The organism is Amycolatopsis taiwanensis DSM 45107 (assembly GCF_000519205.1).
Lineage (GTDB): Bacteria > Actinomycetota > Actinomycetes > Mycobacteriales > Pseudonocardiaceae > Amycolatopsis_E > Amycolatopsis_E taiwanensis.
Window position 1 is genome coordinate 53,557 of the sequence record NZ_JAFB01000024.1, and the last position, 15,137, is coordinate 68,693.

A 15,137-nucleotide genomic window follows, 5' to 3' on the forward strand; every position below is an offset into this window, starting at 1 on the left:
AGGTTACCTTCCTAAGAAGCTAAGGTAGCCTTTGCTTTGTGTCAACTGAGAACCGGGACGCGAGCCTGCTCAAGTTGCTCGTGCTGGCTACCCGCGCGGTCGAGCGCCGGGTGCAGGAACGGCTGTCGCCCAGTGATTTGCGACCTGCGCACTTCGCGGTCTTCCGGTACCTCGACCCGGCCGGGTCGAAGGTGACGGCGCTTGCCGAGGCGGCCGGGATGACCCAGCAGTCGATGGGGGAACTGGTCACGCACCTCGAACAGCACGGCTACGTCGAGCGGCGGGTGGACCCACGGGACCGCCGGGTACGCCTGGTCGTGGCGACCGCGCGCGGCCGCCGGGTCCTGGTCGAAGCCGCCTCCGCCATCGCCGGAATCGAACGTGACCTCGCCCTACGGCTCGGTGACAAGGGGCTGGCCGAGTTGCGGCGTTTGCTCGGCGATGCGCTGGACACGCTCGCTTGATCAGCTGATTCGCCTGAGGAGTCCACAAAGGAACCTCGCGCCGACGCCGACGACCGCCCCTCCTGGCCCGATCAGACGGCGGATTCGCGCAGCGCGGTGGGTGCCGTGGGTTTCTCAGCTTCTGGCTGTGGTTCTCGAGTTCTGGCGCTGGTAGGCCTCGTGCCGCTCGGTCAGGGCCTGCCAGAGCAGGTTCAGCGGGTGGTCGCCGGCGTAGGAGGCGCGTTCGCCGCGCCGGGCGAACGCGCCCGCGAGTATCCGCAGGCCGGGCTGGAGATCGCTGATCAGCTTGACCGTGCGCAGGCTGGACGTCGAGGGCATGCGCCCCTCCGCGACGGCCTCGCCGATTCCCTCGACCACCAGCATGCAGCCGCGGACCAGGCCGTAATGCAGCAGTTCGAACCCATACTGCGCGCTGTCGATCTCGGCGACGATGTCGAGGCGGTTGCGGTAGTCGTTGCCGAACCAGCGGCGCACGAACTCGGTGATCAGCCCGCCCACCGGCATCACCAGCGGCAGCGCGGCCAGCTCCGTTCCGGCCACGGGGCCGGGAAGCTGGTCGTGCGGCAGGTTGGTGACCAGAGAGAGGTCGCTCCGCCGCCATTCGAGCACGTCCAGACCGGACAGCGCGGAGTCGGCGCCGGTCGTGGTCACCACGCTGCCGCAGACCAGGTCGACCTGCCCGCTGGCCAGCTTGTCCAGCAGTTCGTGCGTGCGGACGTGCACGACCTTGAGGTCGATCCCACGGTTGGCGAACTCCGTCCGCACGCGTTCGCTGGCTTCGGACAGGTAGCCGAGGGTGTAGCGGGTGGTGCCGACGGTGAGCGTCCCGCCCAGCCGCCGGCGGCGCTCGTGGATCTCGTCCAGCCAGGTGCCGAGCGTGTTGCGGGCGGTGTGTACCAGTGCTTCCCCGGTGTCGGTGAACAGCACCGTCATGCCCCGGCCGCGCTTGTGCACCAAGGGTTCGCCGCAGAGTTCACCGAAGTTGCGGTTCAGCGTGTCGAGCTGTTTCTGCACGCTGGACTGCTCACGCCCGAGCATTCTCGCCGCGCCGAGCGCGGTGCCGGTCTCGTGCACGGCGAGGAGGGTGCGCAGGCGGGACAGACTTTTGGTGGCCTGTGGTTTGAACGGGCCGGCGGTGGACACGAGGTTCGGCACCTTCCTGGTGATCGCGGACCGCACAGACTGTACGTCACCTCGATCATGTTCCCTCGTGTGCGCGCCGTGCCCGGATGACGGCGCCGGCGATCACACCGAACGCGAGGTGGTCGGCCACCTGGGGCCCGGCGGCGAGCTCGCGCACCAGCCTCGTGCGCCGGCCGGGCAGGCGCAGGTCGAGGGCCGCGATGGCGAGCCCGGCGACCGCGCCCGACAGCACGGTCGCCCGCCGGGGCAGCACGGCGGACAGCACCAGCCCCCAGGCGGCCGAGATGCCGAAGTGCACCGGCACCGCCGCCGCCAGCAGCCGGCTCGCGCGCACCTCGTCCGGCAGGAGCAGCGCCCCGGCGGCCCGGCTGGCGGCAAGGGGGTCCCGCCGCGTGAGCAAGGCGTGCACGGTCGACGGGGCGCCGCTGAGCACCCCGGCGACGAGACCGGCCCGGATTCCGGTGCGAACCACAGTGCCATCATGCCAGCGCCACCGGCCGGAGAACGGGCCGAATACGGGAGCGGCCGATATTCGGAGGGCTCGAGATGTGGCGTCCGGACACATAGGCACGCCGAGATGCCCCGGATATCATCCTCCATCCGGCGTAACTGTGTGGAGGATCATCGTGACCGTCCTGGTGCCCGGCGTGACAGCACGCCGGATCGATACCCACCGGCTGACCCTGAACGTGCTGGAGGTCGAAGGTCGTACCGGCACCCCGGTGCTGTTCGTTCACGGCAACGTGTCGTCGAGCCTGTTCTGGCAGACGACGATGCTCGCGCTGCCGGAGCGATTCCGGCCGCTGGCCGTGGATCTGCGGGGGTTCGGCGACACCGACCCGGAGCCGGTGGACGCCACTCGCGGGCTGTCCGATTACGCCGACGACGTCGCCGCACTGGTATCCGCTATGGATCTCGCCCCGGTCCACCTGGTGGGCTGGAGTATGGGCGGCGGTGTGGTGCTGCAGTACCTGCTCGACAAGCCGGCGGCGATCGCGTCGTTGACGCTGGTGAACCCGGTGTCGCCGTACGGCTTCGGTGGCACCCGTGGGATCGACGGCGAACTGTGCCACCCGGCCGGCGCGGGTTCGGGCGCCGGATCCGCGAACCCGGAGTTCGTCCAGCGGCTGGCGGCCGGCGACACCGGTGACGACTCCCCGCTGTCGCCGCGTCAGGTGTTGCTCGCGCACTACGTCAAGCCACCCTGCGTGCCGGAACATCTGGACCTGCTGGTCGACTCCATGTTGTCCACACGCACGGGAGACGACCACTACCCGGGTACCGTCACCACCACCGACGCCTGGCCCGGCACCGTCCCCGGGGCTCGCGGGGTGCTGAACAGCATGTCTCCCACCAACTTCCGGATCGCCGACCTGTCCACTGTGGATCCCAAGCCGCCGGTGCTCTGGGTGCGTGGCACCGAGGACGTGATCGTGTCGGACACCTCGCTGCACGACTTGGCGTATCTGGGGTCGATCGGTGCGGTACCGGGGTGGCCGGGCGCGGAGACCTTTCCGCCCCAACCCATGATCGCGCAGACCCGTGCCGTGCTCGGTACGTACGGCAACTATCGCGAGGTGGCGATTCCGGACTCGGGTCACGGGCCGCATCTCGACCAGCCGGACGCCTTCCGCAAGGCACTTGTCGACCACCTCACGGCGGCCGGGTGAACCGGTAACTCAGCCGTCTGAATCGGGCGTCGTCCTGAATCGGGATCTCGTCGTCCTGAATCGGGAACTCGGACGCCTGAACCCGGAACTCGGCGGCCTGAACTCGGAAGTCGGACGCCCGAACCCGGAATTTGTCGGTCTGAATCCGGAACTCGCGGGCCTGGAGCGGGAACTCGCCGTCCTGAATCCGGAACTCGGCGGCCTGGGGCGGGGACACGCCGGGGTCAGGTTGCGTAGAACGCGGGGCGGTCCGGTCGCGCCAGGGTGACGACCCGGCCGGTGTGCCGGGCCTCGGTGGTTGCATCGCTGATCAGCGCGGTCGCGTAGCCGTCCCAGGCGCTCGGCCCGCACAGCCGCCCGTCGGCGATCGACGCGACCCACTCCGTGAACTCGCGATCGAAGGCCGCGGTGAAACGTTGCTGCCAGTCCTGGAGCACGCCGGTGCGCAGCTGGCCGGCGCTGCGTAGCCACACGTCGGCCGGATCGGGCAGCCGGACGGTGCCGGTCTCGCCGACGGTCTCACACTGGATGTCGTAGCCGTACTGGCAGTTGACGAACACCTCGAGGTCGATCCGCACGCCGCCGCTGGTCTCGAACAGCATGACCTGCGGGTCCTGCAGGTGTCCGAACCGGTTGGCCGTCCGGCGTGGCGTGATGACCTGGGTCGAGACGATGTCGTCGTCGAGCAGCCAGCGGATGATGTCGATCTCGTGGACCGCGGTGTCCTGCACGGCCATGTCCGAGTGGTAGGTCTGGGGTACCGACTGGTTTCGGTGCACGCAGTGCATGAGCAGCGGCGCGCCGATCTCCCCACTGTCGATGACCCGCTTCATGGCCCGGTAGCCGGCGTCGTAGCGGCGCATGAAGCCGACCTGCACGAGCCGCCGGCCGAACGCCTGCTCGGCCTCGACGATGCGCAGGCCGTCCTCGGCGGCCGTCGCCAGCGGCTTCTCGCAGAACACGGGCTTGCCGGCCGCGATCGCGGCCAGCACGTACTCGGCGTGCGTCGGGCCCCACGACGTGACCACGACCGCGTCGACGAGCGGATCGTTGATCACGTCGTGCCCGGTCGGCAGCACGCGGGCGTCGATCGTGGACGCGATCTCCTTCGCGCGCTCGACGTCGATGTCGGTCACCGCCACCACCTGAGCGCCGGTCACCACGTCGGTGATGCGCCGGATGTGGTCGCGGCCGATCATGCCGGTACCGATCACTCCAATGTGGATTGTCATGCGACGGCTCCGGGACGTTCGGTGGCGGAAACGCCTCGGCTGTTCAGGTATTCGCGGGTGCGGGTCGCGATCGGCAACGGCGCCTCGGGTGCGCACGGGTACAGGTCCTGCTCGACGATCACGAAGATCTCCGCATCCAGTGTGGACAGTGCGTCGATCACCTTGGCCGGCTCGGGCACGCCAGCCGGCGGCTCGACGCAGACACCGAGCCGGACGGCCTCACTGAAGCTCAGGTTCTCCTTCCGGACCCGGTCGAGGATCACCGGGTCCATCTGTTTGATGTGGACGTATCCGACGCGGTCGCCGTACCGGCGGATCAGGTCGATGGCGTCACCGCCGCTGTAGGCGACGTGACCGGTGTCCAGGCACAGGTTCGCGTAGCGCGGATCGCTCTCGTTGAGGTAACGCTCGATCTCGTCCTGCTTCTGGACATGGCTGTCCGCGTGCGGGTGCAGCACCAGACGAACGTCGTACTCCTCCAGCAGGATCTTGCCCAGCTCACCCGCGCGAGCACCGAAGGCGCTCCACTGCTCGGCCGTCAGCTCGGGCGATTCCGTGTAGTCGCCGGTCTTCTGGTCGCGGTACATGGTCGGGATGAAGACCAGGTGGTGTGCCCCGGCCGCGGCGGTCAGCTCGGCGACCGCCCGGGTTTGCGCGAGCATCTCGGCCCACTCGTGCGGGCGGTGCAGAGCGCCGAACGTGGTGCCACCCGAGACTCCCAGACCGCGTGCACCGACCTCCTCGGCCAGCCGCTTCGGGTCGGTCGGCAGGTAGCCGTACGGGCCCAGTTCGAGCCACGCATAGCCGGCGGCGACCAGCTCGTCGAGGAACCGGGTGAACGGGACCTGGCGCTCGTCGCGGGGGAACCAGACACCCCACGAGTCAGGCGCGCTGCCCAGGCACAGGTTGCCGATGACGGCCTTTGTCATGTACGGCTCCTAGCTCGAGGTGGGGAAGGTGAAGCTGGCCTGGGTGCGGGGCCAGCGGGTGGTGACGACCTTGGCCCGGGTGTAGAAGCGCACGCCCTCGGGGCCGTGGATGGGGCTGTCGCCGATGAGGGAGTCTTTCCAGCCGCCGAACGAGTAATAGGACATCGGCACCGGGATGGGAACGTTGACGCCGATCATGCCGACCTTGACCGCGCGGGCGAACCGGCGGGCGGCCTCGCCGCTGTTGGTGAAGATGGCGGTGCCGTTGCCGTAGGGGTTGGCGTTGATGATCTCGATGGCCTCGTCGACGGTGGCGGCGCGCACGATGCCGAGGACCGGGCCGAAGATCTCCTCGCGGTAGGCGTCCATCTCCGGCGTGACGTGGTCCAAAACGGACGGTCCGACGAAGAAGCCCTCCTCGTGGCCCGCAACGGTGCGGCCCCGCCCGTCGACGACCACCTTCGCGCCCTGCTCGGCGCCGCGCGCAACGGCGTTGACGACCCGTTCCTGCGCGGCCTTGGTGACCACCGGTCCCATGTCGCTCGACGGGTCGTCACCGGGTCCGACCTTCACCGCGTTGGCCTTGCGTGCCAGGATCTCGACCAGTTCGTCCCCGGCCTGTCCGATCGCGAGCCCGATGGAGACGGCCATGCAGCGCTGGCCGGCGGAGCCGAACGCGGCGGCGACGAGGTGGTTGGCGGCGTAGTCGAGGTCGGCGTCGGGCAGCACGACGGCGTGGTTCTTCGCGCCGCCCAAAGCCTGTACGCGCTTGCCGGCGGCGGTCGCGCGTTCGTGGACGTACTTGGCGATCGGGGTGGAGCCGACGAACGACACGGCGGCGATGTCGGGGTGGTCCAGGATCGCGTCGACCGCGACCTTGTCCCCGTTGACCACGTTGAAGACGCCGTCGGGCAGCCCGGCTTCGACATAGAGTTCGGCGACCAGGCGTGAGACGGACGGGTCGCGTTCGCTGGGCTTGAGCACGAAGGTGTTGCCGGTCGCGATGGCGATGGGATGCATCCACAGCGGAACCATGATCGGGAAGTTGAACGGGGTGATCCCGGCGCACACGCCTAATGGGGCGCGGAAGTTGTGGATGTCCACGCCACTGGAGACCTGGTCGGAGAAGCTGCCTTTGAGCGCGTCGGCGATTCCGCAGGCGTACTCGACGACTTCGCGGCCGCGGACGATCTCGCCGCGGGCGTCCTCGATCACCTTGCCGTGCTCGCTGGAGATGACCCGTGCCAGCTCGTCCTCGTGCTTCACCAGCAGCTCGCGGAAGGCGAACATGACCTTGGTGCGCTGGGACAGCGAGGAATCGCCCCACGACTCGAACGCCTTCGCCGCCGCCGCGACCGCGGAGTCCACATCGGATGGTTCGGCGAGCAGAACCTGTGCTCGCTGCTGCCCGGTCGCCGGGTGGTAGACCGGCGTGGTCCTCGCCGACGCGGCCGGGGTGCCGGTGCCGTTGATCCAGTGTTCGATGGTCTTCACGTCGGTGCCCTTCAGTGTCGTTCGGAACGTGTTCGGGTAGCCAGGCCGTCACTTCTCCCTAGAGATAGTGCTGCTGCTTCCGCTTGGCCGCGGCATAGTCGTCGTATGCCTTGCGGGTGGAGTCCAGGTCGGAAACCTGGCTGACCGGAACGTCCCACCACGCGGAGCCGGGCGGATTGGGGCCGAGCATGTCGGTTTCGACGTGCACGACCGTGGTCGTGGTGTTCTCCTTGGCCTGACCGATGGCGGCCCTGAAGTCCTCCACCGTGGCTGCTCGCAGCACGGTGGCGCCGAGACTTTCGGCGTTGGCCGCGAGGTCGACCGGGAGGAGGCCGCCGTCGAGCTGTCCGGATTCGTCGCCGCGGTACCGGTACTGGGTGCCGAACCGTTGTGAGCCAAGGGATTCCGAAAGCGAGCCGATCGAGGCGAACCCGTGGTTGTCGACGATCACGATGATCACCTTCAGGCCCTCGGCGACCATGGTGACGATCTCCTGCGCCATCATCAGGTACGAGCCGTCACCGACCAGGACGAACACCTCGCGGTCGGGAGCGGCCAGCTTGACCCCGACCCCGGCGGCGATCTCGTAGCCCATGCACGAGTACGCGTACTCGACGTGGTAAGCCTTCGGGTCCCGGGCCCGCCACAGCATCTGCAGATCACCCGGCATGGACCCGGCCGCGTTGATCACCACGTCCCGTTCGCCGGCCAGTTCGTTCAGCGCACCGAGGATCTCGGTCTGCGCCGGCAGCGGGCCGTGCGCGGCGCCTCGCGTCCGGGGGTCGCGGAAGTCACCGCGGAAGCATGCCTCGGCCGTGCGGTTCCACTCTGCGGCGAGCGCCCGCGCCTGCGCGGAGTACGCCGGGTCTACCCGCCAACCGGCGAGTGCGTCGTGGAGGGCCTGGACGCCGAGCCGGGCGTCCGCGAGCAGCATCTCGGCGGAGTGCTTGGCGGCGTCGAGGCGGGCGACGTTCAGGTTGACGAACTTCACGTCCGGGTTGGCGAAAACCGTGTGGCTCGCGGTGGTGAAGTCGGAGTAGCGGGTGCCGATGCCCAGCACCACGTCCGCCTCCGCCGCGAAGGCGTTCGCCGCGGAGGTGCCGGTGGCGCCGAGGCCGCCGACGGCGCACGAGTGGTCCCACGGCACCGCACCCTTGCCGGCGTGCGTGTCCGCGACCGGGATCCCGGTGTCCGCCGCGAAGGCACGCAGTTCGTTTTCGGCTGCTGAGTAGACGACGCCACCACCGGCGACGATCAGCGGCCGCTTCGCGTTGCGCAGCAACTGCACCGCGCGTGCCAGCGCCGGCGCCTCGGGAACCGGGCGACCCACGCGCCATACCCGGCGCCGGAAGAATTCTTCGGGCCAGTCGAATGCCTCGGCCTGCACGTCCTGCGGCAGGCACAGGGTGACCGCGCCGGTCTCCACCGGATCGGTCAGCACCCGCATTGCGGCGAGCGCCGCCGGAATGAGCTGTTCGGGGCGAGTGATCCGGTCGAAGTACTTGGACACCGGCCGGAACGCGTCGTTGACCGACACGTCCCCGGCGCGCGGGTCTTCCAGCTGCTGGAGCACCGGATCGGGCGCACGGGTGGCGAACATGTCGCTGGGCAGCAGCAGAACGGGCAGCCGGTTCGTGGTCGCCAGCGCCGCTCCGGTGATCATGTTCGTCGAGCCGGGACCGGTCGAGGCGGTGCACGCGAAGGTCTGCAACCGGTTGCGCATCTTGGCGAACGCCGCCGAGGTGTGCACCTGCGCCTGTTCGTTGCGCGCCAGGTAATAAGGAAGCCCGCCGCTGTGCTCGTTGCCAGTCCGGGCGGCCTGAAGCAGCGCCTGGCCGAGCCCGGCCACGTTCCCGTGCCCGAAGATCCCCCACACCCCGGTGATCAGCCGCTGCTCCACACCGTCGCGTTCGGAGTACTGGTTGGCCAGGAACCGCACCAGCGCTTGCGCCGTGGTGAGTCTCATGTCGTGCCTCCGAAGGGCAGGCGCGGATCGACGCCGGCCGACTCCCAGGTCTGCCGCACCCAGGCGTGCGCGGGGTCGTCACAGATCAGCCAGGCCCGCTCCGGGCCGGGACCGGCCATCACGTTGAGGTAGTAGAGGTCGTAGCCGGGGGAGGCCATCGACGGGCCGTGCCAGCCGTGCGGGATCAGCACCACGTCACCGGTACGGACCTCGGCAAGCACGTCGATCGGCCGTTCGCTGGTGCCGTACACCCGCTGGTAGCCCATGCCGTCCCGCCCGACCTCGAAGTAGTAGATCTCTTCCAGCACACTCTCGCCCTCGCGAGCCTCGTCGTGTTTGTGCGGGGGATAGGACGACCAGTTGCCGCCGGGCGTCAACACCTCGCACACCAGCAGTTGATCCGCTTCGAAAGTGTGCGGCAGGCAGTAGTTGTTCACCTGGCGACTGCAGTTTCCGGCACCGCGCAACTCCACCGGCACGTGCTCCGCCGGACCGTAGCGCGCGGGCAGTCGCTTGCGGGTTCTCGCCGACGGCAGCGCGAACCGGCCGGTGCCGGTGATCGTCGCCTGGACATCTCTCGGCAGGTAGGCGAAATCGGTTACCGCGTCGAACACGCCGGTGCGCCCGCGCAGTTCGAAGGTCTCGCCGTCCACGGAGACCGTGCAACTGCCGGACAGCGGCAGCACCAGCGTCTCGGAGTCCTGAGTGGACACTGACTGGCTGCCGTCGAGGTTCACCACCCGCAGGCCGCAGAAGCCCCAGCCCGCCGACTGCGGTGTGATGACCGGATCGAACGGCCCCTCGGCGGTGCTTCCCGCCGGCCGGTAGAGCTTCATGGCAACCCCATTGCCGTGGCGACATCACCGTCATGGCCCGCCAGCCTGCTCAGCACCTGCTCTTCGGTCGGCATGGCGTCCGAGCACGCGAGCTCGCCGGCCACGTGCGCCCCGGCGGCGTTGGCGAAGCGCATGATCCGTCCGAGGTCCCACCCCGACAGCAGCCCGTGACACAGTGCGCCGCCGAACGCGTCCCCCGCACCGAGACCATTGACCACTTCGACCGGTACCGGCGGCACCTCCACCTCGCCCGAATCGTCCACCGCCAGCACACCCCGGGGACCCTGCTTCACCACCGCGAGCGATATTCCCGCGTCCCGTAAGGCTTTTACTGCCTCTCGAGGTTCGCGTGTGCCGACCGCGGTCTCACACTCGTCGAGGTTGCCCACCGCGACGGTGACGTGCTCCAGCGCCTTGCCCACCCACTCCCGCGCCTGCTCACGGGACTCCCAGAACATCGGTCGGTAGTCGAGGTCGAGCACGGTGATTCCCCGGCGGCCCCGGGCCGCCAACGCCGCCAGCGTGGTGGAACGGCTCGGCTCCGCCGAGAGCCCGGTACCCGTGACCCAGAAGACCTTTGCCGCGCGAACGACCTCGGCATCGAGGTCTCCCGGATGCAGATCCAGGTCCGGGGCCTTCGGGAAACGGTAGAAATACAGCGGAAAATCGTCCGGTGGGAAGATCTCGCAGAACGTCACCGGCGTCGGCAGGTGGGGGCTCGTGCCCACGAACCGGTCGTCCACCCCGTATCCGCGCAAGGCACGGCGGATGAACCGGCCGAACGGGTCGTCTCCGGTCTTCGTGACCACCGCGGACCGCAGTCCGTAGCGCGCGGCCGCGACCGCCACGTTGGTGGCCGTGCCGCCGAGATACTTGCCGAACGAGGTGACGTCCTCCAGACCCACACCCTGCTGCAGCGGGTAGATGTCCACACCGATCCGGCCCACGGTGACGACGTCGAAAGCCGCGTCGTGCCCCACACCGTTGTGCTGTGTCACCGAGCGGCGTGATCTCACGTTCTGAATAGCCCTCCTCCTAGTGAGCTTCCCGGCGGTGGTTAGCACGCGCTACTAGCGCGCTCTAGTCCTTGTACTATGATGCGCGCCACAGCTGGCTGTCAAGAGTTGCGGTGTTGTTCAGGACATGGGCGGCGCGGTGGTTCCCCGCACCACGAGCCGCGGCGGCAGCACCAGTTCGCGCGGGGGCATCTCCGGATCGGTCAGCCGCTTGACCACGGCCTGCACGGCGAGTTCGGCCTGCCGCGCCGGGTCCTGACCGATGGTGGTCAGATCGATGTGCGACAGTCGGGCAAGGTGACTGTCGTCGAAGCCCACCACGGAAATGGTGCCCGGCACGTCGAGCCCGGCTCGCCTGATCGAGTCCATGAAGCCGAGTGCGCAGCGATCGTTGCTCGCGAAAACCGCGGTGGGTAGCTCGGTCCCTTCGGATAGCAGCGCCTGCGCGGCGCGGGCACCCGAGTCCTCGGTGTGGTCACCCGGCAGCACGCGGATCTGCTCGGCGAGGCCGTGGCGGCGCATCGCGGTGCGGTATGCGCGCCGGCGTTCGACCGCGCCGGCGTCGTCGCCGCCGTCGATGTGCAGGATCGACGAGTGCCCGAGTCCGACGAGATGATCGACGATCTGGCGCACGCCCTTGGCCTCCGCGACATGCACCGAATCCACCGGAGTGGCGGGAAACCGGTGGCCGACCACCACGGTCGGGATGCGCTTGCCGAGATCGGCCATGTAATCGGCGTCGGAGTGCCCGCCGAGCAGGAGCAGCCCTTCGCACCGGTGGCCGAGCAGCGCCTCGATCGCCCGTCGCTTGTCGCGGCCGGGTAGTGCCGCGGACAGCAGGATCTCGTAGCCGAGCCGTTCGGCGACCGGATAGATGCCCTCGACCAACTCGGCATGGAACATGTTGCGCACGGTCAGCAGCACGCCGAGCACCTGGCTGCGTGAGCGTGCGAGCAGGCGCGCGGCGCTGTCGGGTTGGTAGCCCAGTTCCCGCGCGGCGGCGAAGATCTTCTCCCTGGTCTCCTCGCTCGCTCCCGGCTCGTTGCGGAACACCAGTGAGACCAGTGCACGCGAAACACCCACGCGGGCGGCCACGTCGGACATCGTGGGGCGCCGGTGCCGAGTGCGCTGGGGTGCCATGCCTCGATCCTGCCTTGTCCGGAAAACCGTTTTGCTGAGGGGCAGTGCTGTTCAGGTTGTTCAGAACGTGGCTTGCCGCCGGTGCCCGTCTCACGTTCTGTTCACTGCTCAGTCTTGACATGCCGGTGTGATGCGCAGCATAGTACCGAGGACTAGAGCGCGCTAGTAGCACGTGTCAGGGAACAGGTCGGGCCACTGCACAAAGAGGTGCATCGATGAGGATTCCTGTCTTGAGTCGCGGCAATCAAGGTGACCAGCACGCGCGCCTGGAAAGGCCCGCGCAAACCCGCGGAAAGACAGTGAGGATTCCTGTCTCAGGTCGTCGCAATCGACGCACGTTCGCCGTCATCGCCGGTCTCGTCACGGCCGCGCTCGCGCTCACCGCGTGCAGCGGCTCCGGCGGCAAGAACGCCGAGACGCAAACCCCCGGCGTGGCCGCGGGGCAGGCGAACACACCGCGGATGAAGATCATCATGGTCACCCACGCCCCGGCCGGCGACACGTTCTGGGACATCATCCAGAAGGGCGCGCAGGCCGCGGCGGTCAAGGACAACGTCGACCTCACCTACACCGCCGATCCGGACGCGCCGAAGCAGGCGGCGCTGCTGCAGAACGCGATCGACCAGAAGCCCGACGGTATCGCGTTGACGATGCCGAACCCGGACGCGCTCGCCGACGGCGTTGCCAAGGCGAAGGCGGCGGGAATTCCCGTCGTGGGCCTGAATGCCGGTGTCGACGAGTGGAAGCAGATGGGCCTGCTGGAGTACTTCGGCCAGGACGAGTCGGTTGCCGGGCAGGCGTTCGGTGACAAGCTCAACAGCGTGGGTGCGAAGCACGCGCTGTGCGTCATCCAAACCCAGGGCCAAGTCCAACTGGAGGCGCGCTGCAACGGTGTGAAGCAGACATTCCGGGGACAGACCGAGGTTCTCAATGTCAACGGTGAGGATCAGAGCGCGACTCAGTCGACCATTCAGGCGAAGCTGCAGCAGGACCGCAGCATCGACTACGTCGTCACGCTCGGCGCGCCGATCGCGCTGCTGGCGGTGCAATCGGTTGAGGGCGCGGGAAGTTCCGCGAAGGTCGCCACCTTCGACCTGAACAAGTCCCTGGTCGCCGCGATCAAGGACGGTTCGATCCAGTGGGCGATCGACCAGCAACCGTTCCTGCAGGGCTATCTTGCCGTCGACTCGTTGTGGCTCTACAAGTACAACGGCAACTACAGCGGCGGCAGCACGGCGCCCGTTCTGACCGGGCCCGCCTTCATCACGAAGGACAATGTGGACAGTGTGTCCACCTACGCCGACCGGGGAACGCGGTGACCAAGCCACGTTCTCCAGGAATTCTCGGCTGAGGGAGACCCATGAGTCACGCACCGGCTTCCGCTCCGGCGGCACCGCGGGCGCACGCACAGGTGAAGCCGCGGTCGCTGGGGCGTCGCATCGTTTCGCGCCCGGAACTCAGTTCGCTGCTGGGTGCCGTCGCGGTGTTCGTGCTCTTCTTCGTCGTGGCGCCCCCGTTTCGGGCGGCAGGGTCACTGTCCACTGTGCTCTATGCCAGCTCGACGCTCGGCATCGTCACGGTGTCGGTGGCGCTGCTGATGATCGGCGGTGAGTTCGATCTCTCGGCCGGTGTCGGCGTCACCACCTCGTCGCTGGCGGCGTCGATGCTCGCCTTCCAACTGAACCTCAACGTGTGGGCCGGTGTTGTCCTGGCGCTCGTGGTATCGCTGGCCATCGGCTTCTTCAACGGCTACCTCGTGATGCGCACGAGGCTGCCGAGCTTCCTGATCACGCTGGCCAGTTTCCTGATGCTGCAAGGACTCAACCTCGCGATCACGAAACTGGTCACCGGGAACGTCGCCACCGATTCGATCGCCGATATGGCGGGGTTCGACTCGGCCAAGGCCGTGTTCGCCTCGGAGGTGCACATCGGCGGCGTCGCGATCAAGATCACCGTGTGCTGGTGGCTCCTGCTCCTCGCGATCGCGACCTGGATTCTGTTGCGTACCAAGGTGGGCAACTGGATTTACGCCGTCGGGGGCCAAGCCGACTCGGCCCGCGCGGTCGGTGTTCCGGTCAAGCACACCAAGATCGGGCTCTTCATGGCGGTCGGGTTCTGTGCGTGGTTCGTGGGCATGCACCAACTGTTCGCGTTCGATGTCCAGCAGTCCGGTTCAGGCGTCGGTAACGAGCTGTACTACATCGCCGCGGCCGTGGTGGGCGGCTGCCTGCTCACCGGCGGCTTCGGCTCGGCCATCGGAGGCGCGATCGGCGCGTTCATCTTCGGCGCCACCACCCAGGGAATCGTCTACGCCGGGTGGAATCCGGACTGGGTGAGGTTCTTCGTCGGCGCGGTCCTGCTGGTCGCGACGCTGCTCAACCTGTGGGTGCGGCTGCGCACCTCGAGGAGATGACTGTGGTGGCCGCGAAACCCGTGGTGGAACTGGTCGGCGTGGGCAAGAACTACGGCAACATCACCGCCCTGCGCGCGGTGAGCGTCGCCGTGCGCGAGGCAGCCGTCACCTGCGTGCTCGGGGACAACGGGGCCGGCAAGTCCACCCTGATCAAGATCGTGTCCGGGCTGCACGGCCATGACACCGGGAAGTACCTGGTCGACGGCGAACCGGTCCGGTTCGGCTCCCCGCGGGAGGCGCTGGACCGCGGCATCGCGACCGTGTACCAAGACCTCGCCGTCGTGCCGCTGATGCCGGTGTGGCGGAACTTCTTCCTCGGTTCGGAACTCACCAAGGGGACGTGGCCGTTCCGCCGGATCGACGTGCGGAAGATGCGTGAGACGACCGATTCCGAGCTGAGGAAGCTGGGCATCGCGCTACCGGAGGTGGACCTGCCGATCGGGCGCCTTTCCGGCGGGCAGCGGCAGTGCGTGGCGATCGCCCGTGCGATCTACTTCGGCGCCCGCGTGCTGATCCTCGACGAGCCCACGGCGGCGCTGGGCGTGAAGCAGTCGGGCGTGGTGCTCAGGTACATCGCGGCAGCGCGGGACGCCGGGCTGGGCGTCATCTTCATCACCCACAACCCGCACCACGCGTTCATGGTCGGCGACCACTTCGTCGTGCTGCGGCAGGGCGAGGTCGAGCTCGACGCCGCGCGGGCCGAGCTGACCCTGGACGACCTGACCCGCCAGATGGCCGGCGGTGCCGAACTCGACGCGCTACGCGGAGAACTCGACCGGATCCAGGCGCCCGATATGGGTGCGCTGCACGAATCGCCGCACTGAAAGGGAGAAC

The 15,137-nt window shown here is 68.3% G+C and carries 15 protein-coding genes; 5 read left to right on the forward strand and 10 right to left on the reverse strand.

The features are described from left to right. Nucleotides 1-38: 38 nt before the first annotated feature. Nucleotides 39-464: a MarR family winged helix-turn-helix transcriptional regulator gene (locus A3CU_RS0119295; RefSeq protein WP_027943698.1), complete on the forward strand. Its 426-nt coding sequence runs from the start codon at nt 39-41 to the stop codon at nt 462-464. 114 nt (nt 465-578) lie between these two features. Here the strand turns inward: A3CU_RS0119295 and A3CU_RS45525 are convergent, their stop codons facing one another. Both A3CU_RS45525 and A3CU_RS0119305 read right to left on the reverse strand, forming a co-directional pair. After that, nucleotides 579-1,643: a LysR family transcriptional regulator gene (locus tag A3CU_RS45525; RefSeq protein ID WP_245617196.1), complete on the reverse strand. Its 1,065-nt coding sequence runs from the start codon at nt 1,641-1,643 to the stop codon at nt 579-581. Nucleotides 1,644-1,662: 19 nt separating this feature from the next. Beyond that, nucleotides 1,663-2,079, reverse strand: a complete 417-nt coding sequence (locus tag A3CU_RS0119305) for a hypothetical protein (RefSeq protein ID WP_245617198.1) — start codon at nt 2,077-2,079, stop codon at nt 1,663-1,665. 154 nt (nt 2,080-2,233) lie between these two features. Here A3CU_RS0119305 and A3CU_RS0119310 point away from each other — a divergent pair, with 154 nt between their 5' ends. Next, entirely contained in the window at nt 2,234-3,277 is a 1,044-nt protein-coding gene (locus A3CU_RS0119310; protein WP_027943700.1) for an alpha/beta fold hydrolase, read from the forward strand. Here the strand turns inward: A3CU_RS0119310 and A3CU_RS0119315 are convergent. The 8 genes from A3CU_RS0119315 to A3CU_RS0119350 form a co-directional block, all read right to left on the reverse strand. Next, a complete protein-coding gene (locus tag A3CU_RS0119315) occupies nt 3,261-3,494 on the reverse strand; it encodes a hypothetical protein (protein ID WP_027943701.1) in 234 nt (77 codons plus the stop codon). The two genes, A3CU_RS0119310 and A3CU_RS0119315, sit on opposite strands and share 17 nt — an antisense overlap. Nucleotides 3,495-3,501: 7 nt before the next feature. After that, nucleotides 3,502-4,509: a Gfo/Idh/MocA family protein gene (locus tag A3CU_RS0119320; protein ID WP_027943702.1), complete on the reverse strand. Its 1,008-nt coding sequence runs from the start codon at nt 4,507-4,509 to the stop codon at nt 3,502-3,504. Next, a complete protein-coding gene (locus tag A3CU_RS0119325; protein ID WP_027943703.1) occupies nt 4,506-5,438 on the reverse strand; it encodes a TIM barrel protein in 933 nt (310 codons plus the stop codon). Before A3CU_RS0119325 ends, A3CU_RS0119320 begins: the two co-directional genes overlap by 4 nt. 9 nt (nt 5,439-5,447) lie before the next feature. Continuing rightward, entirely contained in the window at nt 5,448-6,932 is a 1,485-nt protein-coding gene (locus A3CU_RS0119330) for a CoA-acylating methylmalonate-semialdehyde dehydrogenase (protein ID WP_027943704.1), read from the reverse strand. Between the two features lie 58 nt (nt 6,933-6,990). Continuing rightward, a complete protein-coding gene (iolD, locus tag A3CU_RS0119335) occupies nt 6,991-8,898 on the reverse strand; it encodes a 3D-(3,5/4)-trihydroxycyclohexane-1,2-dione acylhydrolase (decyclizing) (protein ID WP_027943705.1) in 1,908 nt (635 codons plus the stop codon). Next, a complete protein-coding gene (gene iolB, locus A3CU_RS0119340) occupies nt 8,895-9,734 on the reverse strand; it encodes a 5-deoxy-glucuronate isomerase (protein WP_027943706.1) in 840 nt (279 codons plus the stop codon). Before iolB ends, iolD begins: the two co-directional genes overlap by 4 nt. Continuing rightward, a complete protein-coding gene (gene iolC / locus A3CU_RS0119345; protein ID WP_052371872.1) occupies nt 9,731-10,732 on the reverse strand; it encodes a 5-dehydro-2-deoxygluconokinase in 1,002 nt (333 codons plus the stop codon). The genes iolB and iolC overlap by 4 nt, the downstream gene beginning before the upstream one ends. Before the next feature lie 138 nt (nt 10,733-10,870). Then, on the reverse strand, nt 10,871-11,890 hold the full coding sequence (locus A3CU_RS0119350) for a LacI family DNA-binding transcriptional regulator (protein WP_245617199.1): 1,020 nt from the start codon (nt 11,888-11,890) through the stop codon (nt 10,871-10,873). Between the two features lie 299 nt (nt 11,891-12,189). On the opposite strand from A3CU_RS0119350, the gene A3CU_RS0119355 reads away from it, so the two are divergent. The 3 genes from A3CU_RS0119355 to A3CU_RS45530 are packed head-to-tail and all read left to right on the forward strand — an operon-like array spanning nt 12,190 to nt 15,127. Beyond that, nucleotides 12,190-13,209 carry a sugar ABC transporter substrate-binding protein gene (locus A3CU_RS0119355; protein ID WP_027943709.1) on the forward strand — a complete coding sequence of 340 codons (1,020 nt, stop codon included), beginning with the start codon at nt 12,190-12,192 and terminating at the stop codon, nt 13,207-13,209. A gap of 41 nt (nt 13,210-13,250) precedes the next feature. Beyond that, on the forward strand, nt 13,251-14,303 hold the full coding sequence (locus tag A3CU_RS0119360; RefSeq protein ID WP_027943710.1) for an ABC transporter permease: 1,053 nt from the start codon (nt 13,251-13,253) through the stop codon (nt 14,301-14,303). Continuing rightward, a complete protein-coding gene (locus A3CU_RS45530; RefSeq protein ID WP_052371873.1) occupies nt 14,300-15,127 on the forward strand; it encodes an ATP-binding cassette domain-containing protein in 828 nt (275 codons plus the stop codon). The genes A3CU_RS0119360 and A3CU_RS45530 overlap by 4 nt, the downstream gene beginning before the upstream one ends. Nucleotides 15,128-15,137 lie beyond the last annotated feature (10 nt).

What these genes read in the sequence shown, in the direction of transcription:
- A3CU_RS0119320 (WP_027943702.1), bottom strand. Translation starts at nt 4,509, where the DNA reads ATGACAATCCACATTGGAGTGATCGGTACCGGCATGATCGGCCGCGAC.
- A3CU_RS0119325 (WP_027943703.1), bottom strand. Translation starts at nt 5,438, where the DNA reads ATGACAAAGGCCGTCATCGGCAACCTGTGCCTGGGCAGCGCGCCTGAC.
- iolD (WP_027943705.1), bottom strand. Translation starts at nt 8,898, where the DNA reads ATGAGACTCACCACGGCGCAAGCGCTGGTGCGGTTCCTGGCCAACCAG.
- iolB (WP_027943706.1), bottom strand. Translation starts at nt 9,734, where the DNA reads ATGAAGCTCTACCGGCCGGCGGGAAGCACCGCCGAGGGGCCGTTCGAT.
- A3CU_RS0119350 (WP_245617199.1), bottom strand. Translation starts at nt 11,890, where the DNA reads ATGGCACCCCAGCGCACTCGGCACCGGCGCCCCACGATGTCCGACGTG.
- A3CU_RS0119360 (WP_027943710.1), top strand. Translation starts at nt 13,251, where the DNA reads ATGAGTCACGCACCGGCTTCCGCTCCGGCGGCACCGCGGGCGCACGCA.
- A3CU_RS45530 (WP_052371873.1), top strand. Translation starts at nt 14,300, where the DNA reads ATGACTGTGGTGGCCGCGAAACCCGTGGTGGAACTGGTCGGCGTGGGC.